Raw genomic sequence first — 19656 nt, 5'->3', positions numbered from 1 at the left:
GCTAATACAGATTGGCTGCCTCTTCTTTTAGTTTATCCATATCAGGAGAATCTTTTAGATGCTTTCCAAGATAGGTGTAAAGTGCAGATTTTAGAACTTTCAATGATAACAAAGCACATTTTATTCTAACCGCTTGGAGATGTTCAAGACCTAATTCACTAAGAACATCATTTTTCTCAATTTTTCTGACTTCATCAAGACTTTTGCCTTTTGTAATTTCAGTTAAAACAGAGGAACATGCAATGCAAATAGCACAGCCTTTTCCATGAAATTTTATATCACTTACTTTGTTATCATCAATTTTCATATCAATGTCAATGCTATCACCGCATAATGGATTTGAATCATGAAATGTCACATCATGATCTTCAATTTTTCCATAGTTGATTGGATTTCTTGAATAATCAACAATCATTTCATGATAAATATCGGCATTACTACTCATAGTTTAAACAGCCTCGCAACAGTATTTAATGAATTAACCAGTGCATCTACATCGGCATGATTATTGTAAATGTAAAAGCTTGCCCTAGATGTGGCTGCAACATTTAATCTCTCCATTAGTACTTGTGCACAATGATGACCAGATCTAACTGCAATTCCTTCTTCATCAATGATTTGTGCAACATCGTGTGGATGAACATCTGCAAAATTAAATGAAATCACACCTCCGCGTTTTGAAATGTCTTTGGTTCCATAGATATGAAGTCCTTTTACTTGTGAAAGTTTTTCAATTGCATATTTAGTCAATTCAATCTCATGTTCTCTTATGTTATCCATTCCAATCTTTGTTAGATAGTCAATTGCAGCCCCCAATCCTACAACGTCAGCAATGTTAGGGGTTCCTGCTTCAAATTTGTATGGCAAATCATTCCATGTTGTCTCGTATTTGTGAACCTCTCTTATCATATCACCACCGCCATGGAATGGATTCATGGTTTCTAAAACAGATTTTTTTACCCACAAAACACCAATTCCTGTAGGACCTAGCATCTTATGACCTGAAAATGCAAAAAAGTCACATCCTAGTTTTTCAATATCAACTTTCATGTGAGGAACTGCTTGTGCGCCATCAATTAGTGCCAAAACTCCTGCTGCCTTACATTTCTCAATGATTTTTTGGGCATCAGTAATTGTTCCCAAAACATTGGACATTAAACTAAAAGTTACAAGTTTTACTTTTCCGGTTGCGAGTATTTTATCAAGATCATCTAGAATTAATTCTCCATCATCATTCATTCCAATGTATTCTAGTTTTGCATGTTTTTCTTGAGTAAGAAGTTGCCATGGAACAATATTGCTATGGTGTTCATATTCAGTAGTAACAATAATGTCACCTTCTTTGACATGGGCTCTTCCCCATGCATATGCAACAAGATTAATTGCTTCAGTTGTACCTCTTACAAAGATAATTTCTTGACGATCTTTTATGTTAATGAATTTTGCAATCTTGTCACGGGTTTGCTCATAAGCTTCTGTAGCTTCTTCAGCTAAAGCATATACTGCTCTGTGGATGTTAGCATTATGATTTTGATAGTAATCAGTAATAGAATCAATAACTTGATTTGGTTTTTGTGTAGTTGATGCATTATCAAGATATACTAGTGGTTTGTTATCTCTAACAGTTCTTAACAATATAGGAAAATCTTTTCTTAAATTTTCAAAAATTGATTGTTGACTTTGCATATCTTTAAACCTCCACATAAATTTCGTTGTCGTCTATTTTAACATTGTATACTTTGAGTGCAACTTCAGCTGGAAGATTTTGTGGCTCTCCATTCTCCAAGTTGAAAACAGAGAGATGTAATGGACATCTTACACCTTCTTCACTAAGAATTCCAGTAGATAAATCAGCATCAGCATGTGTGCAAATCAAATCAGTTGCATGAATTTTTCCCTTTTGATTTGCCAAAAGTATTTTCTTATCATCATGTGTAAATCCAAAAAGCTGACCTTCCTTTACCTGGTCTAATTTGCAAGCCTTTATCCATTCAGACAAAAAAATCACCTATACTTGTAGTGCTGCTCAATTTCAGAGTCTTCGTTATATCTTGTCTCTTCAATTTCGACAAACTTTGCTAATTCTTCATCGGTGTTTATTGTAAGTTCTTTGTTATCCCATTTAGATTCAATAAGATATGCAATCCATGCTCTAACTTGAAATGACATCTTTCTTGACAGTGGCTCTAAGAATCCTTCAACAATGGTTCTCTCTGCTTCCTCATGGCTTAGACATCTAGTTTTAAGATAGAATATTTGCTCTTCATCAATTTGGGCAACTGATGCAGAGTGAGTTGCCTTTACATCATTTGTAAAGATTTCCAGTCCTGGAATTGCGTCAGATTTTGCATCTTTATCTAGTAAAATAGAGCGACCAGACAAGAATGAGTTAGATTTTGCAGCATGTTCTTTAATCCTAATCATTCCCTTGAAAAGAGATTTTGATTTGTTTCGCAAAATTGATTTCTCAACTACTCTAGCTTCAGTAGATGGGCTTTCATGATTAACATTGGTTTGAATATCAAATGATTGTTCATTATTTCCAAATATTACTTCTGAATCATTAGTTGATGCGCCAGAACCATTAAGGAAATAGTCTATCCTGTATCTAGACAACATTGAACCAAACAAACCAGAGTACCAATTAACTTTGGCATCTTGTCCCAAATCGGTTCTACGAGTTGAAAAGTTTACAGCGTTTTGATCCATCATCTGTAAAGTTGTAACATCTAGTTGGGCATTTGCTCCAAGAGTTGTGTTTAGTAATTCAAGATATGCTTGTTGTGTTTCAATCTTTGGGGAATACATCTCTTGTACAATTATTGCTTTGCTACCCTCATCGGCAAAAATTACATTTCTAGATATTGTAGAGTGACCATCCTCAGAGAGGCAAGTCAAAAAATGAATTGCTTTATCCAACATCAGGTTACGTGGAATGTGAATAAATACGCCTGAATTAAAGGCTGCATTGTTTAGTGCTGTAAATTTATCATCTTTAGAGTTTGATGCTTCTAATGCTTTTTTAACAAGTTCTGAATTGTTTTTGATTGCATCAGATATTGAAGATATTACAAGTCCTTTTGATTTTAGATCTTCAGGAAGATTGATTCGGTGAATGTTAGTTCCAATTTGAATAACACATATTTCATTTTGTAATTCTGACAATCTTTTTTCAAGAAAGCTTGGTATTGTTTCAGTTGTAGAGTTTGACAGAGATACTTTTTCAGGATCCATTTTTTTTGCATCAGTGTATTTGTTGTATAAAGGAGACATTTCTATTGGGAGGCTAGAATAGATAGAGAGAGAATTTTTTCTATAATCTTTTAGCCAGTCAGGTTCATTGCGGGATGAAGAAATCTCATCAATGTGGCTTGAGTTAAGTTTTGATAAAGTTTCTTGAGACATGATAATTCAAAAGGAAGTGAGGGAACTATCCCACAGAGTCATCCATTTCTAGTTTGATGAGTCTGTTTAGTTCAACTGCATATTCCATTGGTAGTTCTTTGGTGAAAGGTTCCATAAAGCCATTAACGATTAACGATAATGCTTCTTCTTCAGTAAAGCCTCTTGTCATCAAATAGAAGATTTGTTCATCTCCAATTTTTCCAACTGTTGCTTCGTGAGTAATAGTTGCATCCTCTTGGTTGATTTCCATGTATGGATAAGTATCAGTTTTTGATGTATCATCTAATAGCAATGCATCACATCTTACAGTGGCTTTGACATTTGTAGCACCTTTTGCAACATTGAGTAATCCTCTGTAAGTTGAACGTCCATCTAATCTGCTGACAGATTTTGATGTAATCTTGGATGTTGTATTTGGTGCAAGATGAACCATTTTTGCGCCTGTATCTTGATGTTGACCTTTGCCTGCAAAGGCAATAGATAGTGTTTCACCATATGCTCTCTCGCCCATCAAATAGATTCCAGGATATTTCATTGTAAGTTTACTTCCAATGTTTCCATCAATCCATTCAACGGTTGCACCTTCATATGCATAAGCACGTTTTGTAACTAGATTATAGACATCGCTACTCCAATTCTGAATTGTGGTGTAACGTAATTTTGCATCTTTGTGTGCAACAAGCTCAACAACTGCTGAATGCAATGATTCAGAAGAATAAACAGGAGCTGTGCATCCTTCAATGTAATGAACTTCAGAACCTTCATCTGCAATGATTAGAGTTCTTTCAAATTGTCCAATGTTTTCAGCGTTAATTCTAAAGTATGCTTGTAGAGGCATGTCGACTTTGACACCTGGTGGGATGTAGATAAATGAGCCACCACTCCAAACTGCGCTGTTTAGTGCTGCAAATTTGTTATCCTCGGGAGGAATAATTTTACCGAAATATTTTTTGAAAATTTCAGGATGTTCTTTGAGAGCTGCATCAGTATCTAAAAAGAGAACTCCTTGTTTTGCCAAGTCTTCTCGTAGACTGTGATATACAACTTCAGATTCGTATTGTGCACCAACACCTGCTAAGAATTTCTTTTCTGCTTCTGGGATTCCAAGTTTGTCAAATGTTTTTTTGACGTTATCTGGAACATCATCCCAGCTCTTCTCTACTTTATCAGATGCTTTTGCATAATAGTAAATATTTTGAAAATCAATAGTACTAAGATCTCCACCCCAAGTTGGCATTGGTTTTTTCATAAAGATCTCAAATGATCTTAACCTAAAATCAAGCATCCATTGTGGCTCATCTTTCATTTTACTGATGCTAATTACTGTCTCTTTTGAGAGTCCTTTCTTACTAAGGTGGACATACAACTCTGTAGAGTCTTTAAAATCATATTTTGAATAATCCATGTCAAGATTTTCTGTGGCCATGCTCGTCATAACCCCGTTATATTATAAATACATGAGGAAAAATAGGCACAGCTAAATAGGTTGAGCTAAATTCTATGCGTTTAGAATAGATCAAGCAGTCAATGTATTTTTTATCGCATCAAATGCCCCTGCAACAGTATGGACCTCTGCAACAGTATTTTTGACTTTGAATTTTTTTAGCTCATCTGAGGTAAATGGTCCAATAGACACTACAGATAATTTTGCTAGATGCTCAAGTAAGGAATTCTCATCATAGTCTTTTGACATTATATCAAAAAAGCCTCTAACTGATGATGCACTAGTAAATATCACACCATCTATTTTGTTTTGTGAGAATAATTCTCTGAATCCATTCCATTGAGTTGTGTCTCTAAAGGAGCAAACATCATAAAGATGAATTTCCATAACATCAATTCCAATCTTGTCAAGTAATTCCTTAAGAAATGGAGTTGATGCACCACTACGTGGAACAATTACTTTTTTTCCAACTACATTGAGCTGTGTGAATTCCTCACCAACTCCTACTGATGAAAAAGTCGTTGGTTGATGATTTACTTTGATACCCTCTTGCTCTAAGGCAACTGTAGTCTTTGGACCAACTGACATCACATTTGTGTTTGCAACTGCCAATTGTAGTTTCTCCAGTTTTCCGACTTTTCGTGCAGTATCAAATAATAGTTTGACTGCCTTTGAGCTCATAAAAACAGAATAGTCAGGATCATAGTTTTGAATTGCTTCTAAAAATTCATCGACAATTTTTTCACCCTTACTAACTAGCTCAATTGTTGGCAATGCAATTGGGGTTGCATTGTTTTGGTTTGCAAGTTCTATGAACTCTGAGGCATCATCTTCTGAGCGAGTAATTGCGATTATCTTTCCATCCAGCATTTCTATTTCCATCCTATTATATCAGATAAATCAACTACTTTACCAATTATGATGTTTGTAGGAGGGGTGATTTTATTTTCTTTGATCTTTTTTGCAATATTAGAAACAGTTCCTTTGATCATTTTTTGTTTAGGGGTAGTACCATTCTGAATCACAGCCACAGGCGTATTTTTATCCATACCCCCAGCAATAAGTTGCTTGCAAATAATATCAATTCGAGATAGCCCCATCATGATTACTATGGTATCAACTGATTTTGCTAGTCTTTTCCATTTTACAACTTCGGTTTTCTTTTCAGGATCCTCATGTCCAGTTACAAATACTACCGAAGATGCAAATTTTCTATGAGTAAGAGGAATTCCTGCATAAGTTGCAGAACCAATTCCAGAAGTAATTCCAGGAACAATTTCATACTTTACTTTGTTTTCTTTAAGAAATTCTGCCTCTTCACCACCACGTCCAAAGATAATTGGGTCACCACCCTTTAGTCTAACAATATTTTTTCTAGATTTTGCATATTTTACCATCAAATCATTTGTAGAGTTTTGATGAGTAGTATCATCACCTACTGCTCTTCCCACATAGATTTTTTCTGCAGACTTTGGAATCATTGAAATAATTTTTTTGCTTACCAATCTGTCATACAAGACAACATCTGCCTTTTGGAGTAATTCTACTGCTCGCAAAGTAATTAGTTTACTGTCTCCAGGTCCTGCTCCAACAAGATACACTTTTCCAGTCATAAATTATTCCACTCCTCTACTTTTTCTCTCCAATTTAATGCAAGATCATTTATTCCCTGTTCACGAAGTTCTTCTCCTGCACTCTTTCCAATAAATTCAGGATTTGTTTTATCACCAGATTTTTTCACATGCAATGATTTTTTCCCATCAACTGAGAATGCTTTCACATCAAGTGTAATCTCGGATCCATTTGATTTTGCATATGCACCTACAGGAAACCTACAACCAGAATCAACAAAGTCAGATAAAGCACGTTCTGCCTCTATCTCAAATCTTGAATTAGAATCTTCAATTAATTTTAGCATGGAAATGGTTTGAGAATCATCAATACGTGCAACAATAGCTATTGCCCCTTGTCCTGGAGAGGGAGAAAAATCATCAATGGGCAGTTGAGAGTATTTTACATCCAGTCCCAATCTAGATATTCCAGCCTGTGCAAGAACAACTGCATCATAATTTTCACCATTAACTTTTCTAATCCGGGTCTCAATATTTCCACGAATTGGTTTTACTTTAACATCAGATCTAATTCTAGAAATTTGTACAGCACGTCTAAGTGAACTAGTTCCTATAACAGATCCAGATTTGATAGTATCAAGAGTTGAATTATCTGTTGAGATAAAAACATCATTGACTACTTCTCGTTTTGGAATGCATGCCAAAGTTAATCTTTCATCTATTTGTGATGGAACATCTTTGAGACTATGAACTGCAAAATCAATTTCATTTTGAGATACGGCTTTATCAACCTCTTTTTCAAAGATTCCTTTTTGATCAATTGTAAAGAGTGGTCGTGCATCAGTATCACCCTTTGTTGTGATGGTTTTAATTTCAAATTCAGAATCAGGATTTGCTTTTTTTAATTCCGAAATTACCCAGTTTGTTTGTGCAACTGATAATTGGCTACCACGTGCACCTACTACATACTTCAATTTTTCACCGATTTGAATGCAGTATGATATGCATCAAGTGTTTTGTTTAAATCATTTTCAGTGTGAGCATCAGAGAGAAAAACCACTTCAAATTGTGATGGTGCAATGAATATACCATGTTTTAGTAATGTCTTGAACATTTTTTGAAACTTTTTTGCATCTGCATTTTTTGAGGTTTTAAAATCAACTACAGGTTTGCTAGTAAAGAAGATCTGAAACATAGATGCAGTAAAATTGATTTGGTGAGCAATTCCCATGTCTGTTGCCATATCATCAATGGATGTGCTAAGTAACAAATTGAATCGCTCTAGTTTTGAATATAGTTTATTTTTGATTTTGTTAATTGTCTTAATCGAACTAATTGCAGCACTAACAGATATAGGATTTCCTGCAAAGGTACTGGCCTGATAGACTTTACCTGCAGGAGATAGCAAATCCATTATTTCTTTCCTCCCTCCAACGGCAGATATTGTAAAACCATTGCTTAGTGCTTTTGCCATTGTAGTAATATCAGGTTTGATTCCAAAATGTTCTTGGGCGCCACCAGGGGCCACACGAAATCCTGTAACTACCTCATCAAAAATTAATGGAATATCGTTTTCTTTTGTAATTTTTCTCAAATCAGAGAGAAAATTCTTTTCTGGTAAAATCAATCCCATGTTAGCTAAGATTGGCTCTACAATAACTCCAGCAATATCTTTATTTTTACGAATTATTTTTTGAAAATCTTCTATATTGTTATACTGTGCAACAAGGGTATTTTTTGATACTTCATCTAATCCACCATCAGATACTGAAATTCCATTATGAGCTGAGCCAGATCCTGCTTTAACTAATACAGAATCATGTGCGCCATGATAGCATCCTTCAAACTTTATGATCTTTTTCTTTTTTGTAAAACCACGCGCTAATCTAATTGCAGTCATTGTAGCTTCTCCACCAGTGTTTACTAGTCGGACTTTGTCAATTGATGGAAAATTTCCAATGATTAGTTTTGATAATTCAATTTCAGCTTCAGTTGGAGTACAGTAAAGAGTTCCTTTATTGAGTTGATTTTTTACAGAAGCAAGAATCTCTTTTCGTCTATGTCCTAACAGTAAGGCACCATAACCATTGCAAAAATCAATGTATCTATTATTGTCCTCATCCCAAATGTATGCACCATTTGCTTTTTTCGTAAAAAATGGATATGGCTCAAAATATCTAACAGGACTATTAACTCCTGAAGGAATTACTTTTTTGGCAATATTGAATAATTTTTTGGAATTAGACAACATCAACTCTGAATATTAGTCATTATTATTCGTAATTTGAGGCTCGCTGGGCTTGGAATTTGTTTCGAAAGAGAAATGCCACAATTATAGTTCCAACAAATGGAGCACTCCAATATAGCCACAAATCACCTAAAGAGCCAGACAATAACGCAGGAGCTAATGCTCTTGCAGGATTCATTGATGCTCCAGAAATAAAAGCTAAAAATAAAATATCCAATCCAACAATTCCACCAATCGCTACACCGCTAAATCCTTTCAATCCTTTTGTATAAACTACATAAAAAATCACACCCATTAGCATGGCAGATGCCAATACTTCAACAGGAAATATTAAAAATATAGAATGATCATAGTTAGGAGCATTTGCTCCAAGATTTGCTTTATCACCAATAAACAATAAAACAAACAAAGAACCCAATATCGCTCCAATAATTTCAGCTGCAAAATAATATACTATCTGAATTTTTGAGATATGTCCTGTAATGTAATAACCAATAGTAACTGCAGGATTAAAATGAGCCATAGAAATTTTTCCAAAAGAATACACTCCGATTAATAATGCAATAAATGGTGCAAGAGCAGCAAAAGGGATTCCCAATTTACCATCAAAGACTTCTGCATCATATACAATTGAGCCAGTTGCAAATATTACAAGAATAAATGTTCCAATCAACTCTACAGTAAAAATTTGTAAATTTGAATATGTCATTACTATTTGTCCTGAATAGAATCTAAGAGTTCAATGACTTGAGATTTTATTTTATCTCGAATTTCTCTAACTTGTGCAATGTCTTTGCCTTTAGGATCTGGAATGTTCCAATCAATCACATCCTTTACAAATAATGCAGGACATGATTCCTTATCCATACACCCCATGTTAACGGTAATTGATTCTTCTATCATTTGAGAGGTTAATTCTTTTGGTTTTTGATTTGTCATATCAATTCCAATTTCACTCATTACATCTACAACAATTGGGTTAAGCTCAACATTGGGTTTAGTTCCTGCACTAACTACCTGAAGATCAGGAGCATATTTTCTAAGGAATGCTTCGGCCATCTGACTTCGGCCTGCATTCTCTACGCATACAAAAAGTAATTTTTTAGGCTCAACCATACTATCACATAAATATCAGTTTATATAAATTTAAATTGATATGAATGGAATCAGTCTTCTAAAATGCATATGTGACGAAACAAGATTTGAGATTTTAGAATTATTACAAAAAGACAAGGAGCTTTGCGTAAATGATTTTGTTGAAAAATTAAAAAAAGATCAACCCCTAGTGTCACACCATCTAAAGACATTGAAAAAATGCGGTATTGTCAAATCAAGAGATGAAGGTAAAAAAGCAATGTATGCAATATCAAGTAATCAGTTATCAGATTTAATCTCAAATGTTACAAAGGCAAGTAAAAAAATTCCTGTTTTATGCTCAGAAGACACTTGTTGTTAGAACTTTTCAATTCTTACTACACCTACATCACTAACATAAAGCACTATTGCAAAATTTGCAAATAATGTTCTAGAAATCTCCTCAACCACATCAGATAGTTTTTCTTCTCTCATGATAACTTCTACTTTGACATTTTTTTCATTTTTTAAACCCTGACCTCTTAATCCACGTGAACCATTTCCATCAACCTCATATGTTGTATATCCAGTTATGTTGTGTTTTTTTAAAATATCAATAATGTTTTTTTGTGCTAAAATTTCACAGGTAATTGTTAGTAACTTTACAGTGTAGAGTTTCATCGAAATACCTCCGCAATTTGTTGGAATAAGTCTATCGTTCCCTCTCCAGTGTGAACAAGTGTAGATATTGAAAATAGGATTGGTAATGTAACAATGATATTAAATGGAAATGTAATTCCCAAAGCAGATGTTATGTATAGACTGGGTTTTGCTTGAGGTATTGCATGTCGTAAAACTGCAGGTGCTGCAATAAATGATGCACTTGCCATCAGCAATCCAAACATAACTGCTCCTCCAATGCTTAATCCCAGCATAGTTGCAACTAGAACCCCAATTATTCCATTGAACACAGGCACAATTATGGCAAATGCAGTAAGAAAAATACCTACTTTTTTAATATCATCTAGTCTTTGACCGGCTATAATTCCCATTTCAATCATGAAAATCACTAATGCTCCAGTAAACATTTCATCAAAAACAATCTTGATGGATTCAAAACCGTCCTCACCGATAATGTAACCAATTACAATACTACCTAGAAGAATGACAATAGCTTTTCCGGTAATAGATTCACGTAGTACTTGAGAAAGTTTTGTTTTTGTTTGACTTGATCCAACATCTATTTTAGCAGAGTCATTATCTCCAAAAGATTGTTTCTTGGCTTTGATCTGTTTTGAAACTGCCATGTTTGTCATAAATATTGCCAAAATAAATGCAAGTGGTTCTAACACTGCAAGAATTGCTGCAATGTAACCCTCAGAAGTCACTCCTTGATTTTTCAAAAATGATAAACCAACTGAGAAATGCACTGCACCTACTGCACCATAAGTTGATGCTAGAGCATACGAATCAAAGATATTGAATTTTCCTAATCTTCGAAGTATCTGGTAATGATTCAGAGTAAACAACAGAGATAATCCAATTGCCACTGACATTGGAAGTAACATGTTTTCAAAACCAGTGTTTCTCATCTCTATTCCTCCATGAAGGCCGATTGCGGCAAGAAGATAGATTGGCAAAAATTCAGAAATTGCTTCAGGAATTTTCAAATCAGACTTTATTCTTGCTGCAATAATTCCAAACAGGAAGAATAGAATTATTGGCGTAAGAAGATTAGCTTGAATTAGTTCTAAAACATCCATTATAATATATCAAAAAAATTTGGCTGAAATAAAAATCAAGGTATGATAAAGTCACACAAATAGATCAATAACATAAGTAAAGGCAATTCCAAATAAGGCAGCACCAGGAATAGTGATCACCCATGAAAACACAATTTGTCGACTCACCTTCCATCTTACAGCGCGTTTTCTACGGGCAGCACCTGAACCCATTATAGTTCCGGTAATTGCATGGGTGGTACTAGCAGGGATTCCAAATACAGCAAAGATTGCCAACATTAGACCCCCACCAGTTTCTGCAGCAAATCCCTGATATGGTTTGAGTTTTGTAATTTTTACGCCTAATGTTTTGATTACTTTGTATCCACCAAAGAAAGTTCCTAGTCCCATAGCTGTAGCAGCTGCAAAAATAACCCATAGCGGCATTTCAAGATCTGGAATCATTCCAGCAGAGAATAATATCAATACAATAATTCCCATAGTTTTTTGTCCATCATTTGCTCCGTGAGTTAAAGCAAACCAAGCTGATGAAATGATTTGTAGCCTTCCAAAAGTTTTGTTAACAGGTCCGGGTCTTTTACTTGCAAATATAGTAATGATTGCAGTTGTTAGTAAAAGTCCAAAGATTATTCCACCTATTGGAGCAATAACAATTCCTGCAAATACTTTTGTTAGTCCACCTAGAACTAATTTTTCAAATCCTAATCCTGCAATGCCGGCACCCATTATGCCTCCAATTAGAGAATGGCTGTTTGAGATAGGCAATCCAAAATATGTACATAGAGTACTCCATGCAATTGCGCCAGACAAGCCACCCACTATCATATAGACAGTAATATCATCAGGACTGACTATTCCTTTTGCAATGGTAGTGGCTACTGCAACACCAAAAACAAATGGCCCAATGAAATTCATTGCAGCAGACAATCCTACTGCTTGAATTGGTTTTAAAACACGAGTACCAATCACAGTTGCAACAGAATTTGCCGAATCATTGAATCCATTTACAAAATCAAAGATTAGTGCTACAATTATTGCGCCTATTGCTAGCTCTAACATGTAATCATCTCAGGTATATTTTAAAACGATATCCTCAATGACATCTGCAACATCTACACATCTATCAGATGCTGTCTCCATTGTTTCATAGATATCTTTTAGTTTAATGATTTTGATTGCATCATTTGATTCAAACAGTTCTTTGATTGCATCTCTATACAAATCATCAACTGCATGCTCAATATCACTTGTGTTTCTGCAGTGCTCAATCATGTCTTTTGGATTTTTTATTTTCTGTAATTTTGATATCATGTATTGAACTTCTTGAGTGGCTTTAACAAGCTCATCAGCCATTTTTAGACAATACGGTGGAGTTTCAGTAATTTGATAACTGTATAGTCTTGCAGCAATTCCATCCATGAAATCAATGACATCATCGATTTTTGAGGCTATTCTCTGCATATCTTCACGATCAAGCGGAGTGATGAAGGTCTTGTTTAGTTCGGAGAAAATATCACGAGTTAATTGATCAGCCTCTGTTTCAAGTCGATGAATTTTTTGATGCTGTTCAACATTGTTTAGATCAGATAGTAAGACAACTACGGCTTCAGATGTCTCCACAGCTTTTTTTGCTAAGTTATCAAGAATTGTTAAAAGTTCTTTTTCGTTGGATTTAATCCAAGATAGCCATTGTCCCATATTGTTTACGAAAATTACGTAAGTAATAAACCATCATATAGCAACTATAGATCTTATTCTAAAAAATGTAAAAATTACGATTAGTTAATGATTTAAAATTAGGATTAATTTTTAGTATGAGAAGCTATCCTTTCCTCACTAGGTCTATGTTTTCCAGTAACAATGTAATTAATGGCATCACTCATGAACACTGCATGATCTCCAATTCTTTCAAGATATCTCAATAGTAGGGCTTCTGCTAAAGCACATTTGGTATTTTTTGATTCAATGAGTTTGGGAAGTCGCTCTTTGTAAATTTGATCAATTACCTTTTCATCTTCACGAATTTTGATTGCTTTTCTTACATCAAGCTCTGCAAATGACAAAACTGCTTCTTTGATCATATGTTTGACTTTTTTTGATGATTCAACCAAAGAGGCATTTTTGCATTCAGACACATCACCGAATAAATCTCGAACTTGAGTGATATCATATGCATATCTTCCAAATCTTGAAAATGCATAAGAAATTTCTGTAGATGATCGAATTAATCTGAAATCATCTGCAACTGGTTGATATTTTAAAAGCATGTCAAATGTCAAGTCTTCAACTTCAAAATACTTTGAACGAATAGAATCAGATAAAGCAAGTACTTTATCCATAGTGTTTGTACCATCAAGGTAGGAGTCAATAGCAAGGGAAATAGATTCGGTAACCATATCACCCATTTCGCCCATGATAAAGGAGAGTTTTTGCAAAGAAGGATCTATTAGCCTAGCCATTTAACCAAACTGTCCTTGTACATATTTTGCAGTCAAATCATTTTTTGGATCTGTAAAGAGCTTTTTTGTTTCTCTAAATTCAACTAGATCACCAAGATACATGAATCCAGTATAATCAGAAACCCTAACAGCTTGTTGCATATTATGGGTTACAATAATAATTGTATACTCTTTTTTTAATTCTGTAATGGTTTCTTCAATTTTTTGTGTTGCAATAGGATCAAGTGCAGAAGCAGGCTCATCCATTAACAACACTTCGGGTTGTATTGCTAATGCACGTGCAATACAAAGACGCTGTTGTTGTCCACCAGATAATTCAATTGCAGATTTTTTTAAGTCATTTTTAACTTCATCCCATAGATATGCCATCTTCAAAGAGTCTTCAACAATTTCATCAAGAATTTTTTTATCTCTAACTCCATTGAGTTTTAGTCCTGCTGTCACATTATCATATATAGACATGGTTGGAAAAGGGTTAGGTTTCTGGAATACCATCCCAACCTTTCGTCTGTGATAGATAGGATCAATTGACTTATCATAAAGATCAATATTGTCAAGCATTACTTTACCAATCACTTTAGCATTTTTTGTCATATCATGCATTCTGTTTAAACATCTAAGAAAAGTAGTTTTCCCACATCCTGAAGGCCCAATCAATGCTGTCACCGATTTTTCAGGAAATTTCATTGTGATGTTTTTTACAGCTTCGAAATCACCGTACTTTATAGTTACATTTTCTGCAATCATCTTGTATTTTGTTTCAGTGTTTGATGGTAATGAATGAGATTCAGATTCAGGTGAACTGTTAAGCGATGTTGGATTTATTGTCAATGCCGTCATTATTTCACGCGAGCCCCCAGTTTAAGTAGTCTACCAAAGATCTTATTTCTTTGCTTACTAGCAAAATAATATCGTACACCAAGATTTATTCCAAGAATGATCATTATCAATACCAATGCAGACCCCCAACCTTGTAGTTGTGCGCTATCATATGGCAATAGAGACAATCTCCAAATTCTTAATGGGAGAGCATCCATAGGCACATCCATACTGCTAAAGAACTGACTACTGCCAAGTATAGTCATAATTAATGGTGCAGTTTCACCACCAATCCTTGAAACAGAAAGTAAAATTCCAGTAACCATTCCACTTTTTGCTGCAGAAATTACAATTCTAAATGTAATCACCCATTTTTTTAAACCCAAAGCAGTTCCTGCTTCACGATAAGTAATAGGCACCATCTTCAAAGATTCCTCAGTAGTTCTTGCTACAATTGGAAACATGATTAATGACAATGCAAAAGCTCCTGCCCACACTGAAAAATGACCAAGAATTAAAACAATTACTAAAAATGCAAAAATACCTAAAACAATAGATGGAAATTCCATAAACACATCAGTAAAAAATCGAATGGATCTTGCTAGTTTGTTATCACCATATTCTGACAAATATATCCCAGACATTACACCGATTGGAACTCCAACCAAACTGGAAAGCCCAATGATTATCAAAGTTCCTTGAATGGCAGGACCTATTCCACCTTCTCCAGAACCAATAGATCCCGGAGTTGCAGTTAGAAATTCATAACTTATAGCAGAAATTCCATTTTTGAAAACTTCCAAAAGAATACTTCCAAGTGGAATAATTGCAATTATAACACATGAAAATACTATGATTCTAACTACTTTATCTACAACTAGCCTCTTACTAACATTGTTTTTGAATAAAGCTCTATACTCTTGTCTTTTTTCAATTGTGGTACTCAATTGTTAATTGCTCCCTCTTTGACTTTCATCATTCTTGTTACTAAAATATGGGCTACAACATTAATGATAATTGCAATGAGTAAGAGAATCAAGGCAATGCCAATGATAGCTGGAAGATGTAAGGATGCAGGAGAAGCTTCAACAAATTCATTTGCAATAATACTAGACATTGTTTGACTGGGTTTGAATAATGATGAGGGAATTGCAGCAATGCCCGTAGCATTGCCAATTAACATAGTTACTGCCATAGTTTCACCAACAGCTCTTCCAAGGCCCAGAATAGAAGCACCAATTAATCCAGTTTTCGAATATGGAAAAACTGCAAGCTTGAACATCTCCCATTTTGTTGCACCTAACATGTATGCTGCTTCTCTTTGCTGTTGTGGAACAGCTTTCATAACTTCACGAGACACAGCAGACACAGTAGGAATAATCATGATAGATAAAATTACACTAGCCGTGATTATATCAAGTCCAAAAGGAGTTCCTGAAAATAACCATATTGAATCTCCAAATGCGTTATGAATAGGGGTCTCAATCCAATCTTTAAAATAAATTCTAAACACAAAAAGACCCCATAGTCCATAAATTACACTTGGAACAGCAGCTAAAAGTTCAACCAGAAAACCTAGAGGACCACCAATTTTTGCCGGAGCGTCAGAGATAAACATTGCAATAGCAATACTTAGAGGGACACCAATTGCCATAGCAAGTGCAGAAGTAACCAAAGTTCCAAAAATATATGGTAAAGCGCCAAATGACTCTCTACCCTCTACAGCATTCCAATCAGTACCTGTGATAAATGAAAATCCATCCTCTTCCCAAATTGGATAAGATTCCGTAAATAATTGAAAGACCAATAAAACAATAATTGCTAAAACATAAACTCCTGCAACAGTTGCAGCAATTTTAAAAATTTTATCAGAGATCTGTCGTTTACCAGTTTTCGGAGTGTAAAGTTTAGGTTTACTCACAGATTTTTTGATGAAAAATGAGATATCTAAGATTTGATCATATTTTATAGGACACTCATAGTACTATATAGATCCTCAACTATATTGTAAATAGGAATTTTGATAATTTAAGATCAATTGGAAATAGTTGAAAATAAATCTCAAACAAGAAAGATGCAGCTTAGTGGAGGCGCCACATTTATTATTTCACTTCCAAAGAATTGGATCGATGAATTAAAAATCAAAGCTGGTGAAAATGTCACTATCGTTAAAAATTCCAATCAATCATTGACATTATTTCCAATAAACAGAAACGAGCAAGATAAAAAAAGTACTGCAATTATCTATACAACTCAAAAAGATTCAGGTGAATCAATTAAACGAAAAATTATAGCAACATACCTTGCAGGTTACAAGACAATTAAAATTACAACAAAAGGCATGAGGATATTTTCTGAGCATTCAAGCAGTATACGACAATTAGTTCGATCAAAAATGATTGGAACAGAGATTGTAGAATCAAGTTCAGAAACAATGAGCATTCAAATTCTTACAAGACTTCCTGAATTATCGTTTGAGACCGCACTAAAGAGAATGTACCTAATGGCAAACAACATGGTAAGAGAATCAATTGAAGCCTTAGAAGAAGCAGAAAAAGAACATGCAGATGAAGTAGCAAACATGGATGATGAGGTGGATAGATTTAGCCTCTATATGAGAAGAAATCTTGTTCTAGCAGTGGGTAATGAAAGTATTCTTCAAGATATGGGATTGAAAAAGCCCTCCGACTGCTTAGGATATAGAACCATAGTTAGCAGAATTGAGAGGATTGCAGATCATGCAAGTCTCATTGCAAAGAGAGTAAAATTCATGGAAGGCAAAATTGATCCAAAAATTATCAGCAAAATAAAAAAATTATCAGAAAATGCTTTGGATGTTTTTGAGAAATCAATTACTTCAGTTCAAGAACATGATTTTGAAAAAGCAGAAAATGTAGCTCAAAAAGTTACGCAGATAATTAATGATGAAAAACAGATAATGAATAAAATTAATGAAAATGAGAAAAATTCTAGCGTCATTAGGTTTGCATTAGAAGATTTACGAAGAATAGCAGAGTATTCCAGTGATATTGCAGAAGTTGCAATTGATGATAACATTCAAAATATAATTTTAGAAGAATAAATAAAAAATAAAAAGAAAAAAAAGTTATTTTCTAACTGTGAAACCGTCGCGCCATTGATCTGTATTTCTAAGATCTTTTGAGCTTTCAGTATTTGCTTTTTTTACATCAAACATTGCATCATATACAGGATTGTTTGGATGATACCCCTGACATTCAAAGTCAAATATACTCTCTATTGCAAAAGAGTTTTTCATATAACTTTCTTCACTGTTAGTGTTAGTAGATATGCTGTAGTCTGTAGGTCTGCAGTTTTGATAGTTAAAGCTGCGAATTATTTCTTCATTAGAAATTATTTTCACATCAATATCTGCCAAGTCTTTAAACTGAGTTCCAGCCACACCTTGCACTTTACGAATTTTATCTACATAATTGTAAAGCATTGGGTAGTCTCCAACAATTCCACGCAATTCCAATGTGGGAGCTGCAGGTTTATCAGTAATATCTGGAGAACCTGTATCAACTGTAGAAGTTAAAACATCACTCTGAGTAAACATAGAGAATTCTATTTCTTCAATTCCATCTGCAAAAGTAAAAGTACTAACTGTCTTTAGACCTTTGTCAGTGTTTTGAATTGGTTCTGTATACGCATTGTATATTTGTGAAACTTTCCAACTTGGACCATTTCCTCCAAGTTTAGAATAATTCATGTTTATTGGAGCAAGTCCAGAGCAGGTAAAAGTTAATTGATGAACTAGAGCAAATCCACTTTTTCCAGTAAATCCTTCTTCTTTGTCACTTTGAGTAGTTATTTTAGCATCAGAAATTCTACAATCTTTAAAATTAAAACCTCTGAGAGTAGAATTAGAATTTGCAAATTCTACCAACACATCAAAGTCAATATGTGATGCAGAAGAAATTCCCGATACCTGTCTTGATTTGTCAATTGCATTGTACAATAATGGGTAATAATCTAAAATACCCTCAAGTTGAAACTGGGTAACTACATTATCAGATGATTCTTGATAACCTGAAATTAAATTAAAAACAGGAAATTCAATTTTTTCAATTCCAGAATCAAATTTGAATGTAGCCAAAGGTTTAACATCATTAGCAAAATTGAATCCAGAACTACCATAATCTACCATAGTTTCTGCAAGAGAGGATTTTTCCACATTAGCGATATTTACTCCACTACATACAAAATCTATCTTATCAACAATAGCAAATCCAACTTCCTTGAAATAACTTTCATAATCATTAGAATCAAGGGTTTCTATTTGATAATTTTCAACTCTGCAATTATTGTAATCAAGTGTAAGTATTGATTTATCTCCTTGTACAAAATTTGCGTCTACATCAAAGTATTTGAATTGATGATCATAGGCTGCATTTGATAATCTGTATTTGTATGCTTCATCCATGGCTTTATGCAAAAGAGGTGATTTGGTAACTGTTCCTTCAACTGAAAAAGAGGTTCCTGAATTTTGTGCAAAATTTTCTCCCATTTCAAATACGGGGAATTCATAAATTTCAACTCCCTCTCTAAAAGTAAAAGTTAGAACAGGAGAAATATCACCTATCATTTTGTAACCTTCACTTTCTTCAGCTAATACATTTGAGAAAACAAATGGACTAATTGCCAAAACTGCAACAATACTTAAAAGTGCAATGTTTGTTGTGTTTTTACAAGTCATTGTAAATTAAATTATTTTGTTTCATTATAAGCTGTATCCATATTCTATCCAAGTAGAATATAGGCATAGGATATCATCGTAATACTATATAGAAAAATTTCAATTAAAAAATGAATTTCAAAAACAAAAATAAAATCATAGAATAAACTTTTAGAAAAAATAAAAAATAAAAAGAAA

The 19656-nt window shown here is 34.1% G+C and carries 22 protein-coding genes; 2 read left to right on the top strand and 20 right to left on the bottom strand.

Annotation, left to right across the window (positions count from 1 at the left end; translation table 11 throughout):
• Position 1: 1 nt before the first annotated feature.
• From K5790_RS00525 to K5790_RS00475, 11 genes are all read right to left on the bottom strand, one after another.
• Positions 2 to 445 carry an iron-sulfur cluster assembly scaffold protein gene (locus K5790_RS00525; protein WP_297591769.1) on the bottom strand — a complete coding sequence of 148 codons (444 nt, stop codon included), beginning with the start codon at positions 443 to 445 and terminating at the stop codon, positions 2 to 4.
• Complete coding sequence (locus tag K5790_RS00520; RefSeq protein WP_297591768.1) at positions 442 to 1686, bottom strand: cysteine desulfurase; 1245 nt, start codon at positions 1684 to 1686, stop codon at positions 442 to 444. Before K5790_RS00520 ends, K5790_RS00525 begins: the two co-directional genes overlap by 4 nt.
• A gap of 4 nt (positions 1687 to 1690) precedes the next feature.
• Complete coding sequence (locus K5790_RS00515; RefSeq protein ID WP_367182818.1) at positions 1691 to 1999, bottom strand: Rieske (2Fe-2S) protein; 309 nt, start codon at positions 1997 to 1999, stop codon at positions 1691 to 1693.
• A gap of 5 nt (positions 2000 to 2004) precedes the next feature.
• The gene (gene sufD / locus K5790_RS00510) at positions 2005 to 3405 is read right to left on the bottom strand and encodes a Fe-S cluster assembly protein SufD (RefSeq protein WP_297591766.1); all 1401 of its coding nucleotides are present in this window, start codon (positions 3403 to 3405) and stop codon (positions 2005 to 2007) included.
• A gap of 25 nt (positions 3406 to 3430) precedes the next feature.
• Entirely contained in the window at positions 3431 to 4831 is a 1401-nt protein-coding gene (gene sufB, locus K5790_RS00505) for a Fe-S cluster assembly protein SufB (RefSeq protein WP_297591765.1), read from the bottom strand.
• A 90-nt stretch (positions 4832 to 4921) separates the two neighbouring features.
• Entirely contained in the window at positions 4922 to 5719 is a 798-nt protein-coding gene (locus tag K5790_RS00500; protein WP_297592950.1) for a uroporphyrinogen-III synthase, read from the bottom strand.
• Positions 5720 to 5721: 2 nt separating this feature from the next.
• The gene (gene cobA / locus K5790_RS00495; protein WP_297591764.1) at positions 5722 to 6462 is read right to left on the bottom strand and encodes a uroporphyrinogen-III C-methyltransferase; all 741 of its coding nucleotides are present in this window, start codon (positions 6460 to 6462) and stop codon (positions 5722 to 5724) included.
• Positions 6459 to 7394: a hydroxymethylbilane synthase gene (gene hemC, locus K5790_RS00490; RefSeq protein WP_297591763.1), complete on the bottom strand. Its 936-nt coding sequence runs from the start codon at positions 7392 to 7394 to the stop codon at positions 6459 to 6461. The genes cobA and hemC overlap by 4 nt, the downstream gene beginning before the upstream one ends.
• The gene (gene hemL, locus K5790_RS00485; RefSeq protein WP_297591762.1) at positions 7391 to 8671 is read right to left on the bottom strand and encodes a glutamate-1-semialdehyde 2,1-aminomutase; all 1281 of its coding nucleotides are present in this window, start codon (positions 8669 to 8671) and stop codon (positions 7391 to 7393) included. Before hemL ends, hemC begins: the two co-directional genes overlap by 4 nt.
• A 22-nt stretch (positions 8672 to 8693) precedes the next feature.
• Positions 8694 to 9377 (bottom strand): MIP/aquaporin family protein, encoded by a 684-nt coding sequence (locus tag K5790_RS00480; RefSeq protein ID WP_297591761.1) that lies wholly within the window; start codon positions 9375 to 9377, stop codon positions 8694 to 8696.
• 2 nt (positions 9378 to 9379) lie between these two features.
• Complete coding sequence (locus tag K5790_RS00475) at positions 9380 to 9784, bottom strand: arsenate reductase ArsC (RefSeq protein WP_297591760.1); 405 nt, start codon at positions 9782 to 9784, stop codon at positions 9380 to 9382.
• 40 nt (positions 9785 to 9824) lie between these two features.
• On the opposite strand from K5790_RS00475, the gene K5790_RS00470 reads away from it, so the two are divergent.
• The gene (locus K5790_RS00470) at positions 9825 to 10124 is read left to right on the top strand and encodes a helix-turn-helix transcriptional regulator (protein ID WP_297591759.1); all 300 of its coding nucleotides are present in this window, start codon (positions 9825 to 9827) and stop codon (positions 10122 to 10124) included.
• On the opposite strand, the gene K5790_RS00465 is transcribed toward K5790_RS00470, so the two are convergent.
• The 8 genes from K5790_RS00465 to pstC form a co-directional block, all read right to left on the bottom strand.
• Positions 10121 to 10423: a DUF3240 family protein gene (locus K5790_RS00465; RefSeq protein ID WP_297591758.1), complete on the bottom strand. Its 303-nt coding sequence runs from the start codon at positions 10421 to 10423 to the stop codon at positions 10121 to 10123. The two genes, K5790_RS00470 and K5790_RS00465, sit on opposite strands and share 4 nt — an antisense overlap.
• Positions 10420 to 11505 carry a sodium-dependent bicarbonate transport family permease gene (locus tag K5790_RS00460; RefSeq protein WP_297591757.1) on the bottom strand — a complete coding sequence of 362 codons (1086 nt, stop codon included), beginning with the start codon at positions 11503 to 11505 and terminating at the stop codon, positions 10420 to 10422. Before K5790_RS00460 ends, K5790_RS00465 begins: the two co-directional genes overlap by 4 nt.
• A gap of 51 nt (positions 11506 to 11556) precedes the next feature.
• Positions 11557 to 12543, bottom strand: a complete 987-nt coding sequence (locus K5790_RS00455; protein ID WP_297591756.1) for an inorganic phosphate transporter — start codon at positions 12541 to 12543, stop codon at positions 11557 to 11559.
• Between the two features lie 9 nt (positions 12544 to 12552).
• Positions 12553 to 13182: a DUF47 domain-containing protein gene (locus K5790_RS00450; protein ID WP_297591755.1), complete on the bottom strand. Its 630-nt coding sequence runs from the start codon at positions 13180 to 13182 to the stop codon at positions 12553 to 12555.
• A gap of 104 nt (positions 13183 to 13286) precedes the next feature.
• On the bottom strand, positions 13287 to 13943 hold the full coding sequence (locus K5790_RS00445) for a PhoU domain-containing protein (protein WP_297591754.1): 657 nt from the start codon (positions 13941 to 13943) through the stop codon (positions 13287 to 13289).
• Positions 13944 to 14690 carry a phosphate ABC transporter ATP-binding protein PstB gene (gene pstB, locus K5790_RS00440; protein ID WP_367182848.1) on the bottom strand — a complete coding sequence of 249 codons (747 nt, stop codon included), beginning with the start codon at positions 14688 to 14690 and terminating at the stop codon, positions 13944 to 13946.
• Positions 14691 to 14782: 92 nt separating this feature from the next.
• On the bottom strand, positions 14783 to 15709 hold the full coding sequence (pstA, locus tag K5790_RS00435) for a phosphate ABC transporter permease PstA (RefSeq protein WP_297591752.1): 927 nt from the start codon (positions 15707 to 15709) through the stop codon (positions 14783 to 14785).
• Entirely contained in the window at positions 15706 to 16683 is a 978-nt protein-coding gene (gene pstC / locus K5790_RS00430; RefSeq protein ID WP_297591751.1) for a phosphate ABC transporter permease subunit PstC, read from the bottom strand. The genes pstA and pstC overlap by 4 nt, the downstream gene beginning before the upstream one ends.
• A gap of 117 nt (positions 16684 to 16800) precedes the next feature.
• Between pstC and K5790_RS00425 the strand changes: the two genes are divergently transcribed.
• Entirely contained in the window at positions 16801 to 17844 is a 1044-nt protein-coding gene (locus K5790_RS00425) for a phosphate uptake regulator PhoU (RefSeq protein WP_297591750.1), read from the top strand.
• Between the two features lie 24 nt (positions 17845 to 17868).
• On the opposite strand, the gene K5790_RS00420 is transcribed toward K5790_RS00425, so the two are convergent.
• Positions 17869 to 19479 carry a hypothetical protein gene (locus tag K5790_RS00420; protein ID WP_297591749.1) on the bottom strand — a complete coding sequence of 537 codons (1611 nt, stop codon included), beginning with the start codon at positions 19477 to 19479 and terminating at the stop codon, positions 17869 to 17871.
• Between the last annotated feature and the right edge of the window lie 177 nt (positions 19480 to 19656).

Source organism: Nitrosopumilus sp. (assembly GCF_025698945.1).
Classification (GTDB): domain Archaea; phylum Thermoproteota; class Nitrososphaeria; order Nitrososphaerales; family Nitrosopumilaceae; genus Nitrosopumilus.
Note: the sequence above shows the minus strand (reverse complement) of the source record. Positions and strands in the feature narration are given on the sequence as shown.